This window comes from uncultured Ruegeria sp. (assembly GCF_947504215.1).
Lineage (GTDB): Bacteria > Pseudomonadota > Alphaproteobacteria > Rhodobacterales > Rhodobacteraceae > Ruegeria.
Map to the genome: position 1 here is coordinate 210,435 of NZ_CANNGO010000004.1, position 24,368 is coordinate 234,802.

The 24,368-nt window shown below is 57.1% G+C and carries 26 protein-coding genes; 6 read left to right on the forward strand and 20 right to left on the reverse strand.

Features of this window, described 5'->3' with window-relative positions:
- Nucleotides 1-23: 23 nt before the first annotated feature.
- Both Q1B21_RS10035 and mscL read right to left on the reverse strand, forming a co-directional pair.
- Nucleotides 24-830: a mechanosensitive ion channel domain-containing protein gene (locus tag Q1B21_RS10035; protein ID WP_298937708.1), complete on the reverse strand. Its 807-nt coding sequence runs from the start codon at nucleotides 828-830 to the stop codon at nucleotides 24-26.
- A gap of 93 nt (nucleotides 831-923) precedes the next feature.
- Nucleotides 924-1,352 (reverse strand): large conductance mechanosensitive channel protein MscL, encoded by a 429-nt coding sequence (mscL, locus tag Q1B21_RS10040; protein WP_299888984.1) that lies wholly within the window; start codon nucleotides 1,350-1,352, stop codon nucleotides 924-926.
- A gap of 145 nt (nucleotides 1,353-1,497) precedes the next feature.
- Here mscL and Q1B21_RS10045 point away from each other — a divergent pair, with 145 nt between their 5' ends.
- Nucleotides 1,498-2,199: a glutathione S-transferase N-terminal domain-containing protein gene (locus tag Q1B21_RS10045; protein WP_299888986.1), complete on the forward strand. Its 702-nt coding sequence runs from the start codon at nucleotides 1,498-1,500 to the stop codon at nucleotides 2,197-2,199.
- Between the two features lie 53 nt (nucleotides 2,200-2,252).
- Here Q1B21_RS10045 and Q1B21_RS10050 read toward each other — a convergent pair whose 3' ends face one another.
- Nucleotides 2,253-2,702 carry a YtoQ family protein gene (locus Q1B21_RS10050; protein WP_299888988.1) on the reverse strand — a complete coding sequence of 150 codons (450 nt, stop codon included), beginning with the start codon at nucleotides 2,700-2,702 and terminating at the stop codon, nucleotides 2,253-2,255.
- An 88-nt stretch (nucleotides 2,703-2,790) separates the two neighbouring features.
- Nucleotides 2,791-3,429, reverse strand: coding sequence for a class I SAM-dependent methyltransferase (locus Q1B21_RS10055; RefSeq protein WP_299888990.1), 639 nt, complete (start codon nucleotides 3,427-3,429; stop codon nucleotides 2,791-2,793).
- Between the two features lie 84 nt (nucleotides 3,430-3,513).
- Between Q1B21_RS10055 and Q1B21_RS10060 the strand changes: the two genes are divergently transcribed.
- A complete protein-coding gene (locus Q1B21_RS10060) occupies nucleotides 3,514-4,398 on the forward strand; it encodes a LysR family transcriptional regulator (RefSeq protein ID WP_299888992.1) in 885 nt (294 codons plus the stop codon).
- 43 nt (nucleotides 4,399-4,441) lie between these two features.
- Here Q1B21_RS10060 and pheT read toward each other — a convergent pair whose 3' ends face one another.
- The 9 genes from pheT to Q1B21_RS10105 all read right to left on the reverse strand — a co-directional run bounded on the left by pheT (nucleotide 4,442) and on the right by Q1B21_RS10105 (nucleotide 13,658).
- Nucleotides 4,442-6,838 (reverse strand): phenylalanine--tRNA ligase subunit beta, encoded by a 2,397-nt coding sequence (pheT, locus tag Q1B21_RS10065; protein ID WP_299888994.1) that lies wholly within the window; start codon nucleotides 6,836-6,838, stop codon nucleotides 4,442-4,444.
- 86 nt (nucleotides 6,839-6,924) lie between these two features.
- Nucleotides 6,925-7,332: a cupin domain-containing protein gene (locus tag Q1B21_RS10070; protein ID WP_299888996.1), complete on the reverse strand. Its 408-nt coding sequence runs from the start codon at nucleotides 7,330-7,332 to the stop codon at nucleotides 6,925-6,927.
- A 69-nt stretch (nucleotides 7,333-7,401) separates the two neighbouring features.
- A complete protein-coding gene (locus Q1B21_RS10075) occupies nucleotides 7,402-8,196 on the reverse strand; it encodes a polyhydroxybutyrate depolymerase (protein ID WP_299888998.1) in 795 nt (264 codons plus the stop codon).
- A gap of 49 nt (nucleotides 8,197-8,245) precedes the next feature.
- Nucleotides 8,246-8,764 (reverse strand): hypothetical protein, encoded by a 519-nt coding sequence (locus tag Q1B21_RS10080; protein ID WP_299889000.1) that lies wholly within the window; start codon nucleotides 8,762-8,764, stop codon nucleotides 8,246-8,248.
- Nucleotides 8,765-9,320: 556 nt separating this feature from the next.
- On the reverse strand, nucleotides 9,321-10,394 hold the full coding sequence (gene pheS, locus Q1B21_RS10085; protein WP_299889002.1) for a phenylalanine--tRNA ligase subunit alpha: 1,074 nt from the start codon (nucleotides 10,392-10,394) through the stop codon (nucleotides 9,321-9,323).
- A 71-nt stretch (nucleotides 10,395-10,465) separates the two neighbouring features.
- The gene (locus Q1B21_RS10090) at nucleotides 10,466-11,836 is read right to left on the reverse strand and encodes a glutamate--cysteine ligase (protein ID WP_299889004.1); all 1,371 of its coding nucleotides are present in this window, start codon (nucleotides 11,834-11,836) and stop codon (nucleotides 10,466-10,468) included.
- Between the two features lie 66 nt (nucleotides 11,837-11,902).
- Nucleotides 11,903-12,430: a hypothetical protein gene (locus tag Q1B21_RS10095; protein ID WP_298937720.1), complete on the reverse strand. Its 528-nt coding sequence runs from the start codon at nucleotides 12,428-12,430 to the stop codon at nucleotides 11,903-11,905.
- Nucleotides 12,427-12,861: a hypothetical protein gene (locus Q1B21_RS10100; RefSeq protein WP_299889007.1), complete on the reverse strand. Its 435-nt coding sequence runs from the start codon at nucleotides 12,859-12,861 to the stop codon at nucleotides 12,427-12,429. The genes Q1B21_RS10095 and Q1B21_RS10100 overlap by 4 nt, the downstream gene beginning before the upstream one ends.
- 71 nt (nucleotides 12,862-12,932) lie before the next feature.
- Complete coding sequence (locus Q1B21_RS10105; protein ID WP_299889009.1) at nucleotides 12,933-13,658, reverse strand: 16S rRNA (uracil(1498)-N(3))-methyltransferase; 726 nt, start codon at nucleotides 13,656-13,658, stop codon at nucleotides 12,933-12,935.
- Nucleotides 13,659-13,669: 11 nt separating this feature from the next.
- Here Q1B21_RS10105 and ubiA point away from each other — a divergent pair, with 11 nt between their 5' ends.
- From ubiA to Q1B21_RS10120, 3 genes are all read left to right on the forward strand, one after another.
- Complete coding sequence (gene ubiA, locus Q1B21_RS10110) at nucleotides 13,670-14,632, forward strand: 4-hydroxybenzoate octaprenyltransferase (protein WP_299889011.1); 963 nt, start codon at nucleotides 13,670-13,672, stop codon at nucleotides 14,630-14,632.
- Nucleotides 14,633-14,697: 65 nt separating this feature from the next.
- Complete coding sequence (locus Q1B21_RS10115; RefSeq protein ID WP_299889014.1) at nucleotides 14,698-16,611, forward strand: OmpA family protein; 1,914 nt, start codon at nucleotides 14,698-14,700, stop codon at nucleotides 16,609-16,611.
- Between the two features lies 1 nt (nucleotide 16,612).
- On the forward strand, nucleotides 16,613-16,933 hold the full coding sequence (locus tag Q1B21_RS10120; protein ID WP_120632498.1) for a hypothetical protein: 321 nt from the start codon (nucleotides 16,613-16,615) through the stop codon (nucleotides 16,931-16,933).
- Between the two features lie 5 nt (nucleotides 16,934-16,938).
- Here the strand turns inward: Q1B21_RS10120 and Q1B21_RS10125 are convergent, their stop codons facing one another.
- Genes Q1B21_RS10125 through pgsA form a run of 3 tightly spaced genes read right to left on the reverse strand, consistent with a single transcriptional unit; the run spans nucleotide 16,939 to nucleotide 18,304 of the window.
- Entirely contained in the window at nucleotides 16,939-17,382 is a 444-nt protein-coding gene (locus Q1B21_RS10125; protein ID WP_299889016.1) for a molybdenum cofactor biosynthesis protein MoaE, read from the reverse strand.
- 4 nt (nucleotides 17,383-17,386) lie between these two features.
- Nucleotides 17,387-17,632 (reverse strand): molybdopterin converting factor subunit 1, encoded by a 246-nt coding sequence (gene moaD, locus Q1B21_RS10130; protein WP_299889018.1) that lies wholly within the window; start codon nucleotides 17,630-17,632, stop codon nucleotides 17,387-17,389.
- A gap of 3 nt (nucleotides 17,633-17,635) precedes the next feature.
- A complete protein-coding gene (gene pgsA / locus Q1B21_RS10135) occupies nucleotides 17,636-18,304 on the reverse strand; it encodes a CDP-diacylglycerol--glycerol-3-phosphate 3-phosphatidyltransferase (protein ID WP_298937726.1) in 669 nt (222 codons plus the stop codon).
- A 191-nt stretch (nucleotides 18,305-18,495) separates the two neighbouring features.
- Between pgsA and Q1B21_RS10140 the strand changes: the two genes are divergently transcribed.
- A complete protein-coding gene (locus Q1B21_RS10140; protein WP_299889021.1) occupies nucleotides 18,496-19,380 on the forward strand; it encodes a DMT family transporter in 885 nt (294 codons plus the stop codon).
- Here the strand turns inward: Q1B21_RS10140 and uvrC are convergent.
- The 4 genes from uvrC to Q1B21_RS10160 form a co-directional block, all read right to left on the reverse strand.
- Nucleotides 19,377-21,251, reverse strand: a complete 1,875-nt coding sequence (gene uvrC / locus Q1B21_RS10145; protein ID WP_299889023.1) for an excinuclease ABC subunit UvrC — start codon at nucleotides 21,249-21,251, stop codon at nucleotides 19,377-19,379. The two genes, Q1B21_RS10140 and uvrC, sit on opposite strands and share 4 nt — an antisense overlap.
- Nucleotides 21,252-21,541: 290 nt before the next feature.
- Nucleotides 21,542-22,321: an SDR family oxidoreductase gene (locus tag Q1B21_RS10150; protein ID WP_299889025.1), complete on the reverse strand. Its 780-nt coding sequence runs from the start codon at nucleotides 22,319-22,321 to the stop codon at nucleotides 21,542-21,544.
- A 21-nt stretch (nucleotides 22,322-22,342) separates the two neighbouring features.
- Complete coding sequence (locus Q1B21_RS10155; protein ID WP_298937730.1) at nucleotides 22,343-23,305, reverse strand: calcium/sodium antiporter; 963 nt, start codon at nucleotides 23,303-23,305, stop codon at nucleotides 22,343-22,345.
- 168 nt (nucleotides 23,306-23,473) lie between these two features.
- The gene (locus Q1B21_RS10160; protein WP_299889028.1) at nucleotides 23,474-24,271 is read right to left on the reverse strand and encodes a S49 family peptidase; all 798 of its coding nucleotides are present in this window, start codon (nucleotides 24,269-24,271) and stop codon (nucleotides 23,474-23,476) included.
- Nucleotides 24,272-24,368: the final 97 nt, after the last annotated feature.

Here is a 24,368-nt window from a genome sequence, read left to right on the forward strand (position 1 = left end):
GCCCGATCGACGGGCGGGAGCCCCTAGCCCTGTTTTTGAATTTCCACCGAATGCGGATAGGGAATCGAAACGCCCTTACTGTCGAAGGCTTCTTTGACAGTCTTGGTCGTCTCGAATTTAACGTCCCAGTAATCCGCTGCATTGCACCAGAGGCGCGCCGTCAGATCGACCGAGCTGTCGCCCAGATTTGTGACCCGCGCCCAGGGCTCGGGATCGGTGTGAACGCGGCTGTCGGCTTTGGCGATGTCCAAAATGATCTTCATCGCCTCGTCAGCATTGTCACCATAGTCGATGCCAAAAACCAGATCGACCCGGCGCGTGTCATGAGCCGAGAAATTGGTAATGACCGATCCCCAGGCTTGGCCATTGGGTACAATGATCTGCACGTTATCCGGCGTCACCAGCTCAGTGGTAAACAGGTTCAAGTCCAGCACTGTGCCTGCTGTTCCACCGATGTCCACATACTGACCCAACTTGTAGGGGCGGAATACAACCAGCATGACACCCGCTGCCAGATCGCTAAGCGTGCCTTGTAGCGCCAGACCGATGGCCAACGAAGCCGCACCCAGAATGGCGACAATACTGGTGGCCTCGATACCAAAGATCCCCAGAACGGCGACCAGCACCATGGCAAGGATCACCCATTTCACGACGCTCGCCGCGAAATTCCCAAGCGTCGGGTCAATCTGAGGTGTCTTGTTGATGCGACGTCGAACCATGCCCGCGATCGCACGGGCCAGGATCCACCCCAGCACCAGAACAATCAAAGCCTTGCCAGCACTCATGATCATAGGCCATGCCTGACCCGCCATATCCACAGCCTGATCCATCCGTATTGTCCTCATTTCTAAAGGGTGTCGTATAAAACCATCAAACGGCCCCGCCAAATCGGCAGGGCCGAACTTTGTAACACACGGTGTTTCTTACTTTTTCAGCGAGTCGCGGATTTCCATAAGAATATCCAGTTCGCTAGGGCCTGCGGGGGCTTCTTCTGCCGCTTCTTCTTCCTCTACAGCCGCGTCTTTGACACGGTTGACCATCTTCACCAGCATGAAAACCACCCATGCAATGATAAGAAAATTGATGATTGCCATGATAAACGAACCATAGGCAAACACCGATGCCCCGGTTTCCCGTGCGGTGTCCAGGCTTGCACCTTCGGCCACATCACCGGCCAAAACGGCATAGTTATTGGTGAAGTCTACCCCACCGGTGACCAAACCGATCAGCGGGTTGATCAGATCACCCACCAATGAGGTTACGATGGCGGTGAAAGCCGCACCAATGATTATACCAACGGCCATGTCCATGACATTGCCCTTGGCGATAAACGTTTTGAATTCTTCCAGCATTGCGTCCCTCGCTGTCGAACTAAGGTTTCTTTTTTCATTTGGCGCATCAGCGCAGGTCAATTGTGCGCAAACTGCATGCTAACAAGCGTGTTTTTATGGGAAACTTTACCTAAATTTCCCCAACATGTCGATTTCAGGAGACACCATGACCCAAAATGCGCAATTTTCCGTAGGTGAAAGATGGCCCGCCAAGGATCCATCTGTCATTCAGCTTTATTCATACCCAACGCCAAATGGTGTCAAAGCTTCGATCATGCTTGAGGAAACTGGCCTGCCTTACGAAGCACATCTGGTCACGCTGGCCGATGCCGATGTAAAAAGCCCCGAGTTCCTGTCCCTTAACCCCAACAACAAAATACCGGCAATCATTGACCCCAACGGTCCTGACGGGCATCCGGTGGGTCTGTTCGAAAGTGGCGCGATTTTGCTTTATCTGGCCGAGAAAAGCGGCAAGTTCCTCGGCCAAACTCAATCCGACAAGCACCGCATCACCCAGTGGCTGATGTTTCAAATGGGTGGGCTTGGTCCGATGTTCGGGCAGTTGGGCTTCTTCTACAAATTCGCAGGCAGCGAAATCGAAGACCCCCGCCCGCGCGAAAGATACATCAACGAAGCCAAACGGTTATTGAATGTCGTAGACCAGCAGCTGGACGGGCAAGATTGGATTGCTGGCGAGTTTTCAATCGCGGACATTGCAATCGCGCCTTGGTTGAATGCGCTGGACTTTTATGGTGCAAAAGAGGCCGTCGGCTGGGCCGATCACGCCAACGCTGTGGCCTATGTTGAACGCTTCTTTGAACGCCCTGCCGTGCAACGCGGCAAAAACATTCCGGCTCAGGACCAATAAGACAAACCTGTAACACAGTCCGGGGCGGTGTCATCCGCCCCGTAACCAGCCGCCTAACCTGGCAGTTTTCCGGTCAGCACATATCGCAGAAGTTCAACCACTTGACCAGGCTCTTCGGCAACGGCCAAGGCCGCCGCATCGACCTCTTTCAGTGCATGCTGATGGTCCGGGCCATGCAAGACAATCAGCGACTTGCCTAACGCGGCAGCATAGCCCGCGTCAAAAGCGGCATTCCATTGTTTGTATTTGTCGCCGAACCGCACCACCACGAGGTCCGCGTCAGCGATGCCTTTGCGCGTGCGAATGGCATTGACCATCGCACCTTTATGGTCATGCCAGTACTTGTTTGGTTCCGCGCCCAGAACAGCGACTCCGCAATCGTCGCTTGCTGCGTGATCGGTCACCGGGCTGTTGAACGTCACATCCAAACCCTGTGCCCCGTCGATGATCTGTTCGCGCCAATCGGTGTGGATTTCTCCGGACAGATAGACATTCAGGCCCATTGCAAGCTCCGTTGTTGTTTCACGACCTACTTAAGTCGCAATCGGGCAAACCCCAATGCGGAATGCGCAGAATCCGCCAAAGCGATTGCTATATTTTGCGAGCCACCAGATACCGAGCCGGAGGAGTCGCGGGGAAATTCCCGCTTTCGACAATCTTAAACCCGGCTTTGGTAATTGCGGCTTCAAGAGTATCGATATCAAACTGATTCACAAATGGTGCTTTGCCGAACAGCTGCATTATGGGCAAGAAAAGCTTCAGCAAACCAAACTTGAACCCCAGACCGCCCTGGGCAAGGCACGGTGTTTTTGAGATAAACACTCCGTCGGGTGTCAGTTGCGCATGAATGGCTGCAAAAACCCTGTCGAAATCAGGTACAAGGTGAAACAGGTTGAAGCCCAGGATGGCATCATAGGTCTGCCCCTCAATCGACATGGTAACATCCACATTTCTGAACGAGATGTTCTCGACCCCTTCTTCTTTCGCCTTTGCCCGGCCAACTTCGAGCATGCCTTCGGAAAAATCGCTCGCCGTAATATGTGAAACAGAGGGTGCGAGCAGCAGCGCTGTTGAGCCCGTTCCGCAGCCAAGCTCTAGAACCTTATGCTGTTTGGACAAATAGGACCGAGTCCGGGCCAAAGTGTACTCATAAGACTTTATGTCGCGGATTGGCGCGCGCGCGTACTTACCAGCTATACCGTCCCAGAACTTTGCGGTTGTCGTTGTCATCCTCGATCTCCTTTGCGCGCAAAGTACTCATGCACCAATCGAATATGAATTGTCGAAAATCGCAGAATCCTTATACGTATTTGCATGTCAAACCTGACCGATTTCGATTGGAACCACATTCGCGCGTTTCTAGCGACGGCCGAAACCGGATCGCTGTCTGCCGCCGCCCGGCAGCTGGGGCAGACACAACCGACGCTCAGCCGGCAGATTGCAGCGCTTGAGGCGGATCTGGGTGTGATGCTGTTCGAACGCATTGGCCGAGCCTTGCAAATCACACAAGCTGGGCTCGAATTGCTGGATCATACCCGCGCAATGGGTCAGGCGGCAAACCACATTGCACTGACGGCGTCGGGTCAGGCACAATCTATCGAAGGGCCGGTGCGCATCACCGCCAGCGATATCATGTCGGCATACATCCTGCCTGACCTTCTACGTGAACTTCGCGCTCAGGCACCGCGGCTGCGGATCGACGTCATCGCCTCTAACGACATTCGTGATCTGATGCGGCGCGAGGCGGATATCGCGATCCGGCATATACGCCCCGATCAACCCGACCTGATCGCCAGACTGGTCAATGAGGCATCGGGGCACTTCTACGCCACGACCGAATATCTGAACCGCGCCGGGCGCCCCAAGACCCTCGCCGAGTTATCGAAACATGAGTTCATCAGCTTCGGCGATACAGCCCAAATGATTGCTTATCTGGACCCACTTGGCATTCACCTGACCGAGGATAGCTTTCGGCTCGGCTCGCAGAATGGCATCGTTTCTTGGGAATACGCGAAGCAAGGCTTTGGAATTGCCCCGATGTCTGAGGTGGTTGGCGACGCAACGCCGGGCGTCGAACGTGTGATCCCTAACATGAAAGCGATCAAGTTCCCGATCTGGCTGACCACCCATCGCGAGCTGCATACAAGCCGCCGCATCCGTTTGGTTTTTGATTTGCTGGCCGACCATTTGTCCAAATGAAAAACGCGCCCGAAGGCGCGCATTTCCAATCGCGGGCCCTGGGTCAGGCGCGCAGGACGCCACCCGTGGCCTTGGTCACCTTGGCGATGATCTTTTCGGCCACCGCCTCAATATCCTTTTCCTTCAGCGTCGCATCCGAAGGTTGCAAGCGTACCGTAATGGCCAGCGACTTCTTGCCCTCACCAACACTGCCCCCAATGAATTCGTCAAAGACGCGCACATCCTCGATCAGCGCCTTGTCTGCGCCGGTGGCGGCATTGACCAGTGTCAGCGCCTCAACATCCGCGTCGACAACAAAGGCAAAGTCACGCTCGGCCGCTTGTAGATCGCGCAGTTCCAGCGCCGACCGTGTCGCACCCGACTTGCGGGGCATTGGCACCTGGTCCGGCCAGATGGTGAATGCCATTGCCGGGCCTTTGATGTCCATCGCCTGCAGCACGCGCGGATGCACTTCGCCAAACACGCCCAGTACCTTTTTCGGCCCCAGACAGATCTTGCCGTGTCGCCCCGGGTGCCACCAGGCATCGCCATCGCGCAAAACTTGAACCTTGGCGGGCGCACCAATGGCAGCCAGCACAGCCTCGGCATCTGCCTTGGCATCGAACAGGTCTACCGGGCGGGACGCGCCGTGGACATCTTTGGGTCCGTCCCGACCAACAAGCAAACCTGTGATCTGCGTATTCTGCTCGCCGGGCTCTCCGTCATGGAAAACCGGTCCAACTTCGAACAGCGCCAGATCAGCAAACCCGCGCGCCTGATTGCGGGCTGCAGCCTGCAATAGCCCCGGCAGCAGGTCCGGGCGCATATGGCTCATCTCGGTCGAGATCGGATTTTCCAGCTGCGTCGCCTCATCCCCACCGCCAAACAGAGCGGCCGAGGCCTGATCGATAAATGTGTACGAAACGCATTCGTTGTAGCCCAGCGCCGCGCAGGTGCGTCGCGCCATCGACTGGCGTCGCTGTGCTGGCGTCATCACCGGCTTGGGGATACCATCGGTCACACGCGGCAATGGCTTGCCCTGCAACTTGGTCAGGGATGCGATCCGCGCGACCTCTTCCACCAGATCGGCCTCGCCCATGATATCCGGGCGCCAGCTGGGCACATGCGCCATCTCACCTTCAAGACGGAAACCCAGACGGGTCAGGGTCTGGCGTTGATCGCTTTCCGGAATCTCCATGCCAACCAGTGACTGTACGCGTTCCGCGTCCAGCTTGTAGGCCCGTGAATGCTTCGGCGCTTTGCCTGCAACAACAACTTTCGACGCCTCACCACCGCAGATGTCCAGGATCATCTGGGTCGCGTGCTCCAGCCCCTCAAGCGTGTATTCCGGGTCAACGCCGCGTTCGAACCGATACCGTGCGTCCGAGTTGATTTTCAGCGCGCGCCCGGTCAGCGCAATCTGCACGTGATCCCAGAACGCGCTTTCAAGAAAGACATTAACCGTCTCTTCCGTACATCCGGTTTCCGCGCCGCCCATGATCCCAGCAATCGATTCCGGACCCTTGTCATCAGAAATCACCATCATGCCGGGCTGCAGTGTGTACTCTTTCTCATCCAGCGCAACCAGCTGTTCGCCGCCTGTGGCGCGGTGCACCCGAAGGTTTCCCTCCACCTTGTCGGCGTCAAAGACGTGCAAAGGACGGTTAGAGTCGAAGGTCATATAATTGGTGATGTCCACCAAAGCCGAGATTGGGCGTAAACCAATCGCCTTCAACTGATCCTGCAGCCATTGCGGGCTGGGCCCGTTCTTCACGTCCCTGATCAGACGTCCAGTGAAATGCGGGGCCCCGTCCAGCGTGTCGTCATCGATGGTTACCTTGATCGGGCTTTCAAGATCACCCGGCACCGGAACATAATCCCGCTGCTTCAACGTTCCCAGACCACGCGCTGCCAGATCGCGAGCAATCCCGGCCACGCCTAGCGCGTCCGGACGGTTCGGGGTGATCGCAATCTCGATCATCGGATCAATCTTGGACGGGTCGTTCTCGGACAACCAGTCGACGAACGTGTCGCCCACGTCACCCGAGGGCAGTTCGATAATGCCGTCATGTTCTTCGGACAGCTCCAGCTCGCGCTCGGACGCCATCATGCCAAAGCTTTCAACGCCGCGGATTTTGCCAACGCTGATGGTCAGGTCCAGACCGGGGATATACATGCCCGGTTTGCAGACGACGACGGTGATGCCTTCACGGGCGTTGGGCGCACCGCAGATGATCTGCAGATCACCCTCATCCGTCTCGACCCTGCACACCCGCAACTTGTCGGCGTCGGGGTGTTTCTCGGCATGCTTTACATAGCCCAGCGTAAAGCCAGCCAGCCGGTCCGCAGGATTTACAATCTCTTCAACTTCGAGGCCGAGATCGGTCAGCGTTTCGGCGATTTCCTCAACCGACGCATCCGTGTCCAGGTGGTCTTTGAGCCAGGAAAGAGTGAATTTCATCGGTCGTATTCCGCCAGTAATCTTGGGTTAAACCGCGTGTAGCGGATATTCACTCAAGGTGAAAGAGGCCGTATGACCCACTTACGCTAGTCATCAGCAACTGTGTTAGCAACGTTGTCCGATCCCGCGAACACCGCCAGAATACGGGCAATACCATCGCCGGTGTTCGCGCCGGTGTGGGGAGACTGAAACGCCTCGACAAAAGCGTCGCCCTTGGTATAGGTTTTGGTCCCCTTGTCGCCGTAATCAACGGTGATTTCACCTTCGAGAACATAGGCCGCCAAGGGCGCATCGTGGCGATGCACACCCGTTTCCTGACCGGGTTGCATTGTCACAATAGCCATCGTGATTTGCGGGGTCCCGTCGGGATACTCCAACGGCTCGCCAATAACCGAGCTATCGGTCTGCAGCAGCACATCGACTGGCGGATAAGTGTCACGCGCAAGGGCTGGAACAGCCCCAAAGATCAGGGCAATCAAAAGCAACGTTTTCACTAGCAAACCTCCCAAGTAGCGTCAGTTCGCGCAGCTGAACGCGTTGCTTCGGGCTTGTCAAAGCGCAACTTAGGGGTAAGCCGGCGTCTGGCCCAACAGTTCATCCAGTTGCCAGCCGATCCAGCCATGCGGGATGAAATGTCCACCCGGATGCGTGTCCAACGTGACTTGCCCGATGGCACAATCGGTCCATTCCACACGGCTGAGCGTCAGAAAGGGCACCACGCTCCAATCACCTTGCGGGGTAGCGGACCTGCAACCGTACATCTCGCGCCACAGCGCCACCGGATAGGTCGTGTCGCCACCGGGGCCAAAGGGGAAAGCCATCACGGTATCGTCCAACCCGTGCACATGGCGCACCTCGCCCGGAGCCTGCGGGCAGGTTTCGGTCTGGCGGATCGAGCCTGCGACGGCCAGCAGCGCGGCAGTGTCATTGCCGGACTGGCAAACATAGCGCCAAGCCATCGCGCCACCGAAGGAGTAGCCAGAAACATACACGCGCTCGGGATCGATCGGATATCGCTTGGCGACATCACCCAGCACCCGGTCGGCAAAACCAACGTCACCCGTATCAGACGCCCAGAAGTTCCAGCTTTTCCCCAACCCGTTGGGTGCAACAAGCAGAACACCGCGCCGTTTCGTCGCCCCTGCGATCCGTTCGTGTTTCACCACGACGGTGCCCTGCCGCGCCCAGCCGTGGAAATGCAGCAACACCGGCAGAGGCGTCTCGCCATCCCACCTCTCGGGTTCCAGCACGTGGTACGAGCGGTCGCCGAGTTCACAAGCGGTATCGCCGTGGCAGGTTTCCTTAGACGCTGCTTGGGTGGCGGTCAGCAGGAAGAGGCAAAGCAATCGAAGAAGCATGGCGCCAAAGTACCGAGCGCACGCGCGTTGTCACCTTACATCTAAGTGATCAGCGACCGCCGGTTCCTTCGTTTGCGCTCGGTAGATCACCAATAAAGACGTGCACGACCATCGATAGGACAAATACCCATGTAACGAGCGTTGTCGCATTCAAACAAAACCTGTGTAGATCCCATCGAAACGCAATTTCATCCAAGCGTCCTTCGATCACAACTTCTTCTTCAAGTTTTGAGCCTCTGCCCTGCCCCAAGCGGAAACACTGCAGGCACATTACACCCAGGATCAAGTAGGCTATCATCTCGATCAGAACCACAATTTGCTCAACCCGAGATTCCCCAAAACTGACAAACACAATCCCGACAATCGCCGTCATAAGCGAAATATGTGTCAACAGGGCTGTTGCCTTGACATCAATTGCATCAAGGATATCCCAACAGGCTTGCGCGGTGGGTATTTCTCTTTGCTCACTCTGGCGATTTACGATTTCCTCAATAACGTCAGTGCGTTCTTGAGAAACAAACATCTTTCGCAGCAATGGATAGAAGAAATTTGGCAGACCAATTGGCATAATGTGCCCCACTCAATAAAACAATCACATCGTGAGCGAGGGTATCACATTTTGACGAAAACGCGAGACGGGTTGATTCCCTCACTACACCAAGCCGCGCAATCGCCAGACCTCGGGATGGCGATCTTCGGCTTGTGTTGGGCAGTTTATGCTGGCCAAATCCGCGCGCCGGTCGAGCATTGCGCTTGCGGAGACAAATCGCCAGCCCGTGCGGGCGGTCTGGCGATAGCGCGGCGGCCTAACGGCCTTTGCTCCGCGCCTATTTCTTGAAACGGCCGATGAGCTTCTTTGTCTTCTACAACTGTGGTTGTCGATCACGTGAAGTTTGGTCCCGTTTCTCCCAAACTCGGTGGTGTGCCACCATGAAAAGCCCACAAAATGGAGACGTTGCAAGCAGCATCAATGCACTAACCCATCCAGGGAGGAGACTCGCGAGAACGCAAAATAGCCCGAAGAATCCTAGCAGAACGACAAATCCGACCCATCGTGGATTGCGGCCGGAAAAGGCGTTGCACCAGTCATAGTACCGGGACAGGTAGACGCCCAGTGGGTACACCTATCGACTCAAACCACCATGCAGGTTCGGCATATCCAGCGCCGCAAACCCGTAGTGGCGCAGCCACCGCAGGTCGCTGTCAAAAAACGCGCGCAAATCTGGGATGCCGTATTTCAGCATCGCCAGACGGTCGATCCCGATGCCAAAGGCAAAGCCCTGATAGACCTCGGGGTCGATGCCACCGGCGGCGATCACCTTGGGGTGGACCATGCCGGAACCCAGAATCTCCATCCAGTCGTCACCTTCGCCGATCTTCAGCTGACCGTTGTCCCAGGAACAGCGGATATCGACCTCGGCCGAAGGTTCGGTGAAGGGGAAGTGTGAGGCGCGGAAGCGCAGTTCGACGTTGTCGACCTCGAAGAACGCCTTCACGAATTCTTCCAGTACCCATTTCAGGTTCGCCATCGAGATGTCCTTGTCGATGGCCAGCCCCTCGACCTGATGGAACATCGGCGTGTGGGTCTGGTCATAGTCGGCGCGATACACACCGCCGGGACAAATGATGCGGATCGGCGCGCCCTGCAACTCCATCGAGCGTATCTGCACCGGAGAGGTGTGGGTGCGCAGCACGTGCGGCGGGCGGTTATCCCCCTCGGCACGGTGCATGTAAAAGGTATCCATCTCGGCCCGCGCGGGGTGGTGGCCAGGGATGTTCAGCGCATCGAAATTATGCCAGTCGGTTTCGATCCGCGGCCCTTCAGCGACCGAGAAGCCAAGCTCGGCAAAGATCGCCGTCAGCTCTTCAGTGGCCTGGCTGACAGGGTGAACCGAGCCCTGACGACGCGCACGGGTGGGCAGCGTGACATCCAGCCATTCGGTGCGCAGACGTTCATCCAACGCAGCATCGGCAAGACCCGCTTTCTTGGCAACCAGCGCTGAGTTGATTTCATCCTTCAACGCGTTCAGCGCAGGACCCGCGACCTGACGCTCTTCGGGCGTCATCTTGCCCAGTTCGCGCATCTTCAGCGCGACTTCACCCTTTTTGCCGACGGCCGCAACGCGGATCGCTTCAAGCGCGTTTTCGTCTCCAGCCTCGGCGATTTGGCCCAGATATTTTGCCTTAAGATCGTCCATGACGGTCCTCTGAAATTGGTCGAGAACCTGCTATCGGTCCGGCCACGCAAATGCAAGCCGAACGGGCGGGATCAATAACTGTAGTCGGGGAAAACCCGGGTCAGGTCGCCCTGCCAATCGCCGTTATAGTGATCCAGCAATTCATCGGCAGGCACTTTGCCCGTTTCGATACTGTCTTTCAGCGCATTCAGAAAATGCGATTCATCGGGAACCATGCCACCCGCGCCGGGATAGGCGCGGGCCTTCAGACCGGCCTCGGATATCGCGACCACTTCGCGCGCCAGATCGTGCATATTGATGTTGCCGACCTGTGCTTGCAGACCGTCCTTGGCGGCTTCGATCCGCAATGCTTCGCGCGTTTCGGCATCCCAGCCTTTGACCAGATCCCAGGCCGCATCCAGCGCGCCTTGATCATAGGTCAGGCCCACCCAGAAGGCGGGCAAAGCGCATAGACGCCGCCACGGGCCACCATCGGCGCCGCGCATTTCCATGAATTTCTTGATCCGTGCCTCGGGGAAAGCGGTAGTCAGATGATCTGCCCAATCGCTCAGCGTTGGGGTTTCGCCCGGCAAGGCTGGAAGTTTTCCTTGTAGGAAGTCCCGGAACGACATGCCCAGCGCGTCGATGTATTCGCCGTTGCGATAGACAAAATACATCGGAACATCGAGCGCGTATTCCACGTAGCGTTCAAACCCAAAGCCTTCTTCGAACACAAAGGGCAGCATACCTGTCCGGGCATCGTCCAGATGCCGCCAGATATAACTGCGCCAGCTTTTCTGGCCGTTGGGCTTGCCTTCAAAGAACGGCGAATTGGCAAAAAGCGCGGTCGCAACAGGTTGCAGGGCTAGTGCGACACGCAGCTTTTGCACCATGTCGGCCTCGGATCCGAAGTCGATATTGACCTGAACCGTACAGGTCCTGCGCATCATCGCGCGGCCCATGGTGCCGACTTTCTCCATATAGTCATTCATCAGCCGGTATCGCCCCTTGGGCATCAGCGGCATTTCTTCATGGGTCCAGATCGGGGCAGCGCCCAGACCGATAAAACCCACTCCGATCTCGTCAGCGATATCTTTAACTTCGCGCAGGTGAACATTCACCTCGTCGCAGGTTTCGTGGATCGTCTCCAACGGTGCACCTGACAGCTCTAGTGCGCCGCCTGGCTCTAAGCTGACATTCGCGCCATCTTTTTCGAGGCCAATCAGATGCCCGGCTTCGCGCACCTCGCCCCAACCGTGACGATCCCGCAGGCCTTCCAGCACTGCGACGATCGAGCGTTTTCCGTCGAACGGCAACGGCTTCAGCGTGTCTTTGCAATATCCGAACTTTTCGTGCTCGGTTCCGATGCGCCAATCCTGTTTGGGCTTGCAGCCCGATTCAAGATATTCGGCCAATTGCTCATGGCGTTCGATCGGTCCGCCGCCGGACTGGGGGATGGACATGAACCGTGCTCCGATCCTGTTGAACCTTGTCTTGAAGGCCAGTCCTGAGGGCAAACTGCGCCAGTGTCAATGCAGCCGAAAGTGTGCGGGGCGCGAGGGTGTTCGCTCCCAGATAACGACCGGAATCGACGATCCGCGGTTCAGTTCCGCCAGCATTTGTTCTGTTTTCAAACCCGGCAGATTCGAAAACACATCGAACAGCGCCTCGGCGCCTTCTGCATTCACAGGAATGTGAAGCGCCGGCTGACCGGGTTGGTCCAACACCCAATGCGCAGGGTGCAATGTCGGGTCCAGCGCCAGCCGCTCGATCTCGCGCGTAGCGACGATGCCCCCGTCAAGCGGACCCAGATACGTGATCTGACCTTCGTCAATGGTCACCACACCTTGCCCGCCCGTACCGGTTCGGAACCGCGCCCGTTGCACGCCAATAATGGCCAGCGCTAGTGAAACGGCGACCAATACCCAGCCAATCCAACCCAGCAATCCTCCGGGGCCACTGACCCAGCTGAGGCCGAGGATCAGAACAAAAACCGCAACGAGAACCTCGCGCCACCGCCAAAGGGCAAGCTTGGCTTCGGGTCGAATGAAGCTCATGCTGTGACCTCCTTTTTTGCCTGGAACAGGATCAGGGCGAACTTGCCAGCAGGGGCAAACCCAATAGCCATATAGGCACGCGCCGCTGATTCTGAAGCAGCAAACAGAATGGCATGCGTTACACCAGATTCTCGCGCTTCGTTAAGATGCAACGCGACCGCCATCGCTGCCTTATCTTGCCAACCAGCCAATCGAACGATCGGACGTGCCTGCGCGGCCTCGCCAATCACATCTGCAACAAGACCATCGCCAATCAAAGCCAGCGCAGACAGCAATTCGTGATCCGTGCAATCGGGACATTGCGGCAGGATCATTCCTTCGTTTGTGATGGTAAACACTGCTCGTGGATCGTCGCCAATCACCCACATTCGGACAGCGCGCGGATCGCTTCCGTTCAGGCCAAAATTACGCAGGTTGGCCAGTGGGAACATCGAACTTTGCACATGCCGGTACAAAAAACTTTCAATTTTTCCGAGGTCTTCTTGACGCGCGGCGCGCCACATCAGACCCAGTCCCCCAATGCTTGCTGCCACATGGTCAATGCTGCAACGGCCGCTGTGTCGGCCCTCAGGATACGCGGGCCAAGGCTGACAACATGCGCATATGGCAACGCGGTCAGGCGCGCGCGCTCCTGATCCGAAAACCCGCCTTCAGGCCCGATGAGGATGGCCCAAGGACACCCCTTTTCGCTGGCCGCCAAATGCAGGGCAGAACCTACTTCTGCTTCGTTGCAGAACATCAGTTGGCGTCCATCTGGCCAGCTATCCAGAGCTTTGTCCAGACGCTGCAAGTCCGCAACTTCAGGCACAAATGTCCCGCCGCATTGCTCGGCTGCCTCGACCGCATGCGCCTGCAGGCGATCCTGACGGATGCGCTCGGAATTGGTGAACTGGGTTTGCACGGGCATGATCCGCGCCGCGCCCATTTCGGTCGCTTTTTCGACGATGAAATCGGTGCGCGCCTTTTTGATCGGCGCAAACATGAACCACAGATCAGGCGGCAACTGCAGCGGCTTCGTTTGCTGGGCACATGTCAGGACACCGCCGCGTTTGCCAGCCTCGGACACCTCGGCAAGCCACTCGCCATCCTGACCGTTGAACAGGGCAACTTGGCCGCCCACGCCCAATCGCATCACACCAAACATGTAATGCGCCTGCTCTCGCGTCAATTCTACCGATTGCCCCTGACCCAAGGGCTGCTCTACATACAGTCTGATCTTCGCACTCATGAGACCTACATATGCAAGGCAATGCCCCAACACCAGACGGTCAGGTCGCTGATGCCGTAGCCGGCAATTGGGTAGACACCCGCGCACCCGCCTTCACCCGTCCCTATCTGCGGTTGAGCCGTGCCGACCGGCCAATCGGAACCTGGCTTTTGTTGATTCCGTGCTGGTGGGGCCTGGCACTGGCGATCCTAAGCGATGGCCAACCGCGCTTGGGCGATTTGTGGATCGCCGTTGGTTGCGCGTTGGGCGCGTTTTTGATGCGTGGTGCCGGATGCACCTGGAACGACATCACTGACCGGGAGTTTGACGCTCAGGTCGAGCGCACGCGGTCACGCCCGATTCCTGCTGGTCATGTCACCGTCCGACAAGCTGCGGCTTGGATGGTTTTGCAGTGCTTGTTGGCACTTGCCATTCTGCTCAGCTTCAATCAGGCAGCTATTGCCATGGGGGTTCTGTCTTTGCTTCCGGTGGCGGTCTACCCGTTCGCCAAGCGCTTCACCTGGTGGCCCCAAGTGTTCTTGGGCTTGGCATTCAATTGGGGCGCATTGCTGGCCTGGACTGCCCATAGCGGTACGCTGGGTTGGCCTGCTGTCATCCTCTATCTGTCCGGCATCGCGTGGACGCTGTTCTATGACACGATTTATGCCCACCAGGATGCCGAAGATGATGAGCTTGTGGGTATCAAATCCACGGCGCGCCTGTTTGGAACTGATACTGCGAAATGGCTCAAGTACTTTCTGGCTGTGACAGTTGGATTGATGGGGCTGGCGATCATTGACGCGGGCGTTCCAAACGCGTCGATCTTTGCCCTTGCCGTCGCCCTTGGCGGACCTTGGGCCATGGGGTGGCACATGATGTGGCAACTGCGTGGCCTGGATATCGAGGACAATACCAAGCTGCTGCAACTGTTTCATTCCAACAGAGACACCGGCCTGATTCCGCTGATCTTCCTCTGCGTCGCCCTGTTGCTCTGATTGCACCTCTGCTTCGGGGTCTGTTAAGAGTTCTGCCAATCGCCTGAGGAGTCTAAAACCCGCATATGCGTCTGCCCTATATAATAGTCGTCTCCCTGATCTTCCTGGTGTCGGCCGTTGTGTCGCTGCTGGCGGCCAGCTACGCCGTGACCAAGATCGAAGAGACATCGGAATTCGCAGTTCGGCGTGCATTGGACCTTAAAGGCCATGACTGGGCAGAAGTTGAATCCGATGGGCTGCGTGTTGTTCTGACGGGGATGGCACCGGATGAAGCAATGCGTTTTAACGCGCTGACAGCTGCAGGGGCCGAGGTCGACACCTCGCGGGTCATTGACGAGATGGATGTGACCGCAACCTCTGCACTGGCTGCGCCGCGATTTTCCGTAGAAATCCTGCGCAATGACAGCGGTATCTCGATCATTGGCTTGGTTCCGGCCAGCGAGGATCGCGAAGCGCTGATGGACAGGCTGCGCGGTCTAGACCGCTCGGTTCCGGTATCGGATCTGATGGAGACCGCAGACTACCCCAAACCAAAAGGGTGGGATGATGCGGTTTCTTACGCGATTGACGCCTTGTCTCGACTGCCACGCGCAAAAATCTCTGCCAACTCTGGGCTGGTCAAGATCACCGCCATTTCCGACAGCCAGCAGGAAAAGGAGCAACTCGAACAAGATCTGACTCGCGCCGCGCCAGCCAGCTTGCGAATTGGCTTGTCGATCTCGGCACCGCGACCGGTGATCACGCCGTTCACATTGCGGTATCTGATCGGCGAGGCAGGCGGCCAGTTTGACGCGTGCTCGGCCCAAGACGAAAAAGCCCGGGATCGGATTGTTGCTGCGGCTCAGAACGCGGGCTTATCTGGACCCTATTCTTGCACCATTGGTCTGGGTGTCCCTTCGCCGCGTTGGCCTGAAGCCGCCGAGTTGGGCATCCGCGCATTGGCAGAAATTGGACGAGGGTCGATAACAATCTCGGATGCTGACATCACCCTGATTGCAGCACAGGGTACGCTGCCAGCGCTGTTTGACCGGGTTGTGGGTGAACTAGAAACGGCGCTGCCAGACGTTTTTGCCCTGCACGCCGTATTGCCTGAACCGGAAACAGAAGAACAGTCCGGTCCCATCGAGTTCTCTGCAACCCGCAGCCCGGAAGGCCTGGTTCAACTGCGTGGACGCCTGGGTGACGAAACCCTGCGGGATATGGTCGACAGCTTCGCCCGCGCGGCTTTTGGATCGGAACAGGTTTACACCGCAACACGCATCGTTCCGGATCTGCCTGCGGACTGGCCCGTGCGTGTTCTGGCCGGGCTTGAGGCATTGAACCAGCTCAAAAACGGGGCGCTGACCGTCACCCCGGACTCGGTTGAACTGATCGGTCTCAGCCACGATGAGGGCGCTAAAGCCCGAATAGCCGGGCAACTTTCGGAAAAGTTAGGAGAGGCGCAGGATTTCACCCTGTCGATCACCTATCAACCACCGCCCGCTCCGGCAGACGCCCTGCCCGACCCCGAGCTTTGTGAAACGCAAATTGCCGACATTCAAGCTGTCAGCAAGATTGCGTTTGAACCCGGATCATCAACGATTGCCGCAGATTCGCGCGACACCGTCAACCAGATCGCCGATATCCTGCGTGAATGCGGCCCAATCCGCATGGAGATTCAGGGGCATACCGATAGCCAGGGCCGTGAAGAGATGAACCAGCAGCTCAGCCAATCCCGCGCGCAATCGATCCTGAACGAATTGCGCGGGCGGCGCATCCCGACCGCAAGCTACACAGCGGTGGGCTATGGCGAAACGCAACCCATTGGCGACAATGACAGTGAAGAAGGGCGCGAAGAAAATCGACGGATCGAATTCCGCCTGATCCGGCCCGAACCTGTCACCAATGAAGAAACCGGGCTAGAAGCCTTGGAAGCTGACGTAACAGACTCCGAGCAAACGGAAAGTGACGCATCTGAATCAGATGCAGAGGACCAGTGACTTGAACAGATTTGAATTCATCATCGCCACCGCCATCATCCTGTTCGCCGCCTTTTGCATGGGCTGGTTCGCGAATTGGCTTGCCCACCGACTGTCACGCGTGCGCCAAAGTGATGTTGCCGATCTGGACCGCATGAGCCAGGAACTGCACGAGGCTGAGGAAACCCGCGATCAGGCGATTACTTATCTTCAGCAGCGCGAGGCGGAACTGACCAATCAGCTGACCCAGACCGAGGCCGAGCTTGCGGCTGCAATGGATGGTCTGCGTGCCGCCCGTCAGGAAGCAGAAGAATTGCGCGGACGTATCAACAACGCTGATTGAACCGTTCACCAGCGGGTCAGCGCGTCTTCATCCTCATCCTTGGCGGCGACCCAATCTGCCCCCGCTCCGGTAATTTCTTTTTTCCAGAACGGGGCGCGAGACTTTAGGTAGTCCATCAGAAACTCGGCTGCTTCGAATGCGTCTTTGCGATGTGGTGCAGCAGTGGCAACCATCATGATCCGGTCGCCGGGCACCAGGCGCCCGTGCCGGTGGATGACAAGAACATCGCCCAGAGACCAGCGCACCATGGCCTCTTCGGCGATTTTTGTAAGCGCACGCTCGGTCATGCCTGGATAGTGTTCGATCTCCATCACATCCAGATTGCCCGTGGCCAGGTCGCGTACCACGCCGGTGAATGTCACGATCGCTCCGTTTGTGTCGTCTGCAGCCGCAAAGGCGTTGGCCTCGGCACCCAGATCAAACGCGTCTTCCTGTACGACAACCCGCATTGCTTTAGCCGCCGGTCATTGGGGGAAAGAACGCCACCTCGCGCACACCCGTCAAAGAGGCATCAAAATCCGAAAGCTCCTGATCCAATGCGACACGCAGCGCCGAAACATCTGCAAAAGCCGCGGCATAGCGGTCTTCCCGCGCGCTGAGTTCGGCTACCAAATCCGAGACCGTGGCAGCATTGGTCTCGACCCGCTCTTTGGGAAGACCGATCCGTTCGCGCACCCAGGCGAAATACAGCACGTCCATTGCTCAGCTCTCCTTCAGATGGGGCATGGCTTTACGTAGGTAATCATAGCCTGTGATCAATGTCAGCGCCGCTGCAAGCCACAGCAACCACAACCCGATCCGTCCCGACCAGAACATGGCTTCAAGGTTCCAACGCACACCAGTCAGATCTTCGATCTGTCCGGTCAGAACCTGATCGATCATAGTGGGGTCCATCCCGAAGGTGCCCATCACGAAGTAGTGCTCAAAAATGCCCTGAGAAAACAGCACAGCAATGGCGATCATCTGCGCAGTGGTCTTCCACTTTGCCAGCTTGGTGACCTTCAGCGTTCCGGCCACATCACCAAGATATTCTCGCAGACCCGAGACAAACACCTCGCGAAACAGGATTACGGTGGCTGGCAGCACCAACCAAGGCGTCCAGTGTTCGGTCGAATACCCCACCAATATCATCAAAGCGATCACCACCATGGCCTTATCGGCAATCGGATCCAGCATGGCCCCTATCCTAGTTTCCTGCTTCCAGGCACGGGCCAGATAACCATCAAACCAGTCAGTGATTGCCGCTGACAAAAACAGGATCAGCGCAAACCAATCCGCATAGGGTCGGGTGAAATACAGAAACATAATGGCCAGACCGGGCGCAGCCAGCAGGCGAAGAACGGTCAGGGTGTTCGGCAAGTTCCACTTCATGAAGTGGACAGTACATCGGCGGTTCCGGACAGAAAAGGCGGGACGGCAAAAAACTGCGTCAATCACAGTCGCTTGAAGAGTTTTGGGTCAAACCGTCGCAAGCAGGTCCTCGCTGCAGGATACAACTTGGCGCGGGGCAGGTTTGCGGTCAGATTGCCGGGCGGGCCAACCAAGGGACGCGTGCGGAAAAGATGACGACTCATATTCGAACCGATCCCCGTTCAAACCTGATTGGCAGCGTCTGGATGATCGCTGCGATGGCCGGGTTCGCGTTCGAGGATGCGTTGTTGAAATCCGCATCCATCGCCCTGCCGATCTGGCAGGTTTTGGTTCTATTCGGCGCCGGTGGAACCGCCATATTTGCCTGTGTGGCCGGGCTGCGCAGCACGCGTTTGCTGCAACCCGATGTGCTGTCGGCCCCGATGAAGATACGCGTATTCTTCGAAATCTTCGGGCGCTTGTTCTACGTGCTGGCCATCGCGCTGACACCGCTGTCTTCCGCCACGGTGATCCTGCAAGCCACACCACTGGTTGTGGTTGCCTGTGCCGCGCTGTTCTTCGGTGAAACCGTCGGCTGGCGACGATGGAGCGCGATCTTTGTGGGCATGATCGGCGTCATGATTATCATTCGACCCACCGGAGACAGCTTTTCCATTTTGTCGATTCTGGCGGTACTGGGAATGCTGGGCTTTGCCGGTCGCGACTTGGCCAGTCGCGCTGCGCCCGCAAGTTTGGGAACCGAAGTTCTTGGGTTCTATGGTTTCCTCTGCGTCATCGTCGCCGGGTTTGTCTATCGGTTCTGGGAGGGTGCTCCGATTGCCGCCCTTTCCTTTCATACAAGCCTGCATTTGGCAGGCGCTGCGGTGCTGGGCACAATTGCTTACGCCTCACTGATGAAGGCCATGCGCACAGGGGAAGTTTCAGCCGTAACCCCGTTTCGCTATTCCCGTCTGTTGTTTGGAATCGGCCTGGGTGTCTTCCTGTTCGGAGAGCATCTGGACAGGACTATGTGGATCGGCAGCGCGCTAATTGTCGCCTCGGGCCTTTACATTCTTTGGCGGGGTCGGCGGGCTTAACCCTTGTCGTGGAAAAAGTCATACACTTTCTGCGCCAACCCTGCTGAGATCCCATCGACCGCCTTCAGATCCGCCAGATTGGCCCGACTGACCGCCTTGGCACTGCCAAAATGGGCCAGCAAGGCACGCTTGCGAGCCGCACCTACGCCGGGGACTTCATCCAGTGGTGTTGCCCCCACCGCCTTGGCGCGTTTTGCCCGGTGCGTGCCGATCGCGAACCGGTGGGCTTCGTCCCTTAAGCGCTGAATGAAGTACAGCACCGGGTCGTTGCGTTTCAGGGCAAAGGGGCGTTGGCCGGTCCGGTGGAATTCTTCCTTGCCATGATCACGGTCGACCCCTTTGGCGACACCGACCATAGGGATATCTTCGACCCCGTATTGCGCCATGATCTCTTGCACAGCGCTCACCTGCCCGGCACCGCCATCAATCAGCAGCAGATCGGGCCACAGACCTTTGTCGCGGTCAGGGTCTTCTTTTTGAAGACGCGTGAAACGACGAGTCAGAACCTCTTTCATCATCCCGAAATCGTCACCGGGGGTCAGGTCGTCGCCCCGGATGTTGAACTTGCGATATGCGTTTTTCATGTACCCTTCGGGGCCAGCCACGATCATGCCGCCCACCGCGTTGGTACCTTGAATATGCGAGTTGTCGTAAACTTCGATCCGGTTCGGAGGGCTATCCAATTCAAATGCCTCGGCCACACCGCGCAGCAGCTTGGCCTGCGTCGCGCTTTCGGACATGCGGCGGGCCAGCGACTCACGCGCATTGCGTAGTGCACCGGCCACCAATTCCTGCTTTTCACCGCGCTGGGGCACGAGAATCTCAACCTTGCGCCCGGCTTTCACAGTCAGCGCCTCTTGCATTAGATCGGCGTTTTCAGTTGCGTCTGACAGGATTAACTGCCGGGGCGGTTCCTTGTTGTCGTAGAACTGACCCAGAAAGGCCTCCATCGTCTCAGCAGCTGAGACATCCGGCCCCACGCGCGGATAGAAGTCGCGGTTTCCCCAATTTTGGTTGGCGCGAATGAAGAACACCTGAACACAGGCCTGTCCACTGTCCATATAAAGGCCGATTACATCCGCCTCGGTCACACCACGCGGGTTAATGCCTTGCGAGGTTTGCACCTGTGTCAGTGCCCGGATCCGGTCGCGCAGACCGGCGGCACGTTCGAACTCCATCGCCTCGGACGCGGCCATCATCTGCTCAGCCAGGTCCTCTTGCACCTTGGTTGATCGACCCGACAGGAACCGTTCAGCGTCACTGACACTTTCGCGATACTCGGTTTCAGAGATCAGCCCAACGCATGGCCCGGAACACCGCTTGATCTGGTACAGCAAACAAGGCCGCGACCGACCGTCGAACATGGAATCCGAGCAGTTGCGCAGCAGGAATGCCTTTTGCAGCTGATTGAGCGTCCGATTCACCGCACCAGCACTGGCGAAGGGGCCAAAATACGCCCCTTTCTCTTTCTTCGCCCCGCGATGCTTTTTGATCTGCGGAAAAGCATGGTCCTTAGCGACCAGAATGTTTGGAAAACTTTTGTCGTCACGCAGCAGCACATTGTATTTCGGCTTGAGCTGCTTGATCAGGTTCTGCTCAAGCAGAAGCGCCTCGGTCTCGGTCCTTGTCGTAAGGAACATCATCGAAGCCGTCGCGGCGATCATCCTTTCGATCCGCCCCGAATGGCCGGGTCGCGCATAGTTCGAAACCCGCGCCTTTAGGTTCCGCGCCTTGCCCACGTACAAAACCCGGCTGTCACCATCCAGCATGCGATAGACGCCCGGAGAGCTATCCAGCGTCTTTACGTAGCGCTGAATACAGGCATATCCGGTGGTCTGAGTATCCGCGTTCGTATCGTTGTGAGAGCTCATGGCCTTGAAATATGATTCTTTGTCATTGGCTGCAATCTTGAGCGTCCCAGATCAAGAGAAAACAAATCCACGGTTTCTGTGGATAACTGTGCAGATAAGTTTTGGGCCACAGTGATTTTTCCTTGTTTTCTTGCCATTTCCCTACGCTGCACAAAAAATAGGCGCTTTTTTAAGTTACTGTTTTTAAATGAAACTTTTTTGATAACTTAGCAAGTATATGAAAAAAAAGACATTTTTGTAACGTCGATGTAACAGAACTGCGAGCAGTGCAAAACTTGCAGCATATTTAGCTATTCTACACCCAGAACGTCTGGCGTCCGCCATCCCAGATGCTGACCGCCATCAACGCATAAAAGCTGCCCGGTTACGGCAGGGGCGTCCAGAAAATACCCCAGCGCAGCGGTGATATCTGAAGGGTTCGCACCACGTTCCAGAACCGTATTGGATCGTTGCGCCTGAAAGTGCTCATCGCTTTGACGATGGCCCTTCACTGTTGGACCCGGCCCAATCGCATTCACCCGGATTGCGGGGGTCAACGCCTGCGCTGAAGTGCGTGTCAGTGCCCATAACCCCATCTTGGCGATTGTGTATGACATGAATTCCGGCGTCAGTTTTTGGACACGCATGTCGACCATATTGATGATCGCACCCGTCGCAACGGGTTCGCCACTTGCATCGATCGCGGGTTCCAGCCCTTGTTCGGCCATTGCCTGGGTCAACACAAACGGTGCGCGCAAGTTGCTGGCGAGATGGCGGTCCCAGCTTTGGCGGGTCGCTGTATAGATACTATCATGTTCAAAGATCGAGGCATTGTTTACCAAACAGGTGATCGGTCCGCCCAATGCCTCTGCTGCCCGAGGCAACAAGGACAAAACCTGCGCCTCATCCAGCAGGTCAGCTTGCAGCGCAACGGACTGTTGGCCCAGGGCTTTAACGTCGGCCACAGTTTCCTGTGCAGGTTGCTGTGACGTTGCATAATGCACCGCCACATCATAGCCGCGGCCCGCCAGGTACAGCGCCATCGCCCGACCCAGACGAATTCCGGCGCCGGTTACTAAAGCTCGGGTCATGGATCACCTCTTTCCGTCAGATCACACCAGCAATGTGGTGACATACAGCACATAAAGGAAAGTCAATGCCACACCCCAGTTACGTGAGATGTCCTTTTTGAAGAAAACAAACGGGATCAGCAGCAGGGATGCCGCCAGCATGACCCACAGATCATAACGCAAGAATTCGGGTTCGACAGGAATCTTTCCGAACCAGGTGGCGATACCAACAATGGCCAACAGGTTGAACATGTTGGACCCAATGACATTGCCCAGCGCAACATCTGCCTGACGGCGAAGCGCCGCCATAACGGTGGTCGCCAATTCCGGCAACGAGGTTCCCACGGCGATCAGGGTCAAACCGATCACTGTCTCGCTGACGCCGTATTCCCGCGCAATGATAGTGGCGTTGTCCACCAGCAAATGGGCACCCATCGGCAGGCCGATCAACCCAAGGATCAGGTAAATCGAGACCTTCCAATACGGCATATCCGGATCGGCCTCTTCCAGACCTTCCAACTCTTCCTCTTCTGCGCAGGCGTCACCAATTGCTTTGCGATGGGCGTTCGCCTCGCGAAACGCATTCCCCAACACCAAAGCCAGCGCAGTCAGCAGAATGGCCCCGCTGAACAGGTTGAACACGCCGCAAAATGCCAACCCAATGAACAAAACTGTTGCTAACAGCATAAAGACGTAGTTTTTGCGGCTGTCGCATTCGCTGGTGTGCAAGGTTGCGAGTAAGGCCGGTACACCCAGAACAAGAAGGATGTTGGCCGTGTTCGAACCAACAACGTTACCCAGCGCGATCCCGGGCGCGTTTTCCTTCAAGGCGCTGATTGCAATCAACAGCTCTGGCGCAGATGTGCCAAAAGCCACAATGGTCAGGCTGACGATCAACGCAGGCACGCCCAACCGCAGGCTCAGGTTCACGGCACCGCGCACCAGCGCATCACCGGCCAGCAAAAGGATTACCAATCCAAGGCCAGATAGCAGCCATGCCGTCATGCCCGGCCTCCCTTTTCGCAGGCGCAGGGGCCTTTTCCAATTTTGAAACGTCCGCAGCGCGGACATTTGGCCGATTTCAAACGCTTCTGACCGGGAAAGCGCAGCTTCCCGAACATCGCCAATACGCCCATGGCGATCAGGAACAGAGTGACAATCTTGACGATCACGTCACAAGCCGAAACGTGCGTAGGCTGCTCGCTCCTCTAGTCCGGCCACGGCATCCTGCGCCAGCGCCGCACCGAACCGCGACCAGATCGGCTTCTTTACGCCATAGCGGCGAAACTTCACCTTTTCGCCAAACCGTTCCTGTAGTTTTGGTTTGAGATGGGCAACGCCATCAATCAGACCCAACTCATGCGCACGGCGGGCCAACCAGACCTCTCCCGTGAACAGATCAGCGCTTTGGTCCAGCTTGTCCCCGCGCCTTGCTTTGACATGCACAATGAAGTTTTCGTGGATGTCGTGTAACAAGCGTTCAAGCCGTGCGACATCTTCTTTCTTTTCAGGGGCGAATGGATCCAGCATCGACTTGGACTGACCCGCGGTGTGCACCCGGCGTTCAAAGCCCTGTCGCGCCAGAAAGACGTGGGCTCCGAACCCTGACGAGATCACGCCGATCGAGCCCAGGACCGAACTGTCGTCAGCCCATATCTCATCTGCCGCCGCTGCCAGCCAATAACCGCCCGAGGCTGCTACATCCTCGACAAATGCTATGACCGGTATCTCGAGCTCTTGCGACAGCCGACGAATTCGCGCCCCGATCAATGAGCTTTGGACCGGAGAACCGCCAGGCGAGTTTATCTCAAGCGCGACTGCAACCGGCTTGCCTTTGCGAAACGCTTTTTCAATGACGGGGGCCAAGGTGGTGTCATTCAACGACCCGCGTCCGGCCATACCTATGGCACCAGACAGACGGATGACGGCCACGCTGGGCTGCTTTTTTACAAACGGCAGGCTGAACTTCATGGGTGCCGATGTAGAGTGCAGCCAAGATGTAAACAAGGGACTCGCTGGGCGTAAAACGCGACGTGAACCAATTTCATTAAGGCTGCGGGCAAAAATG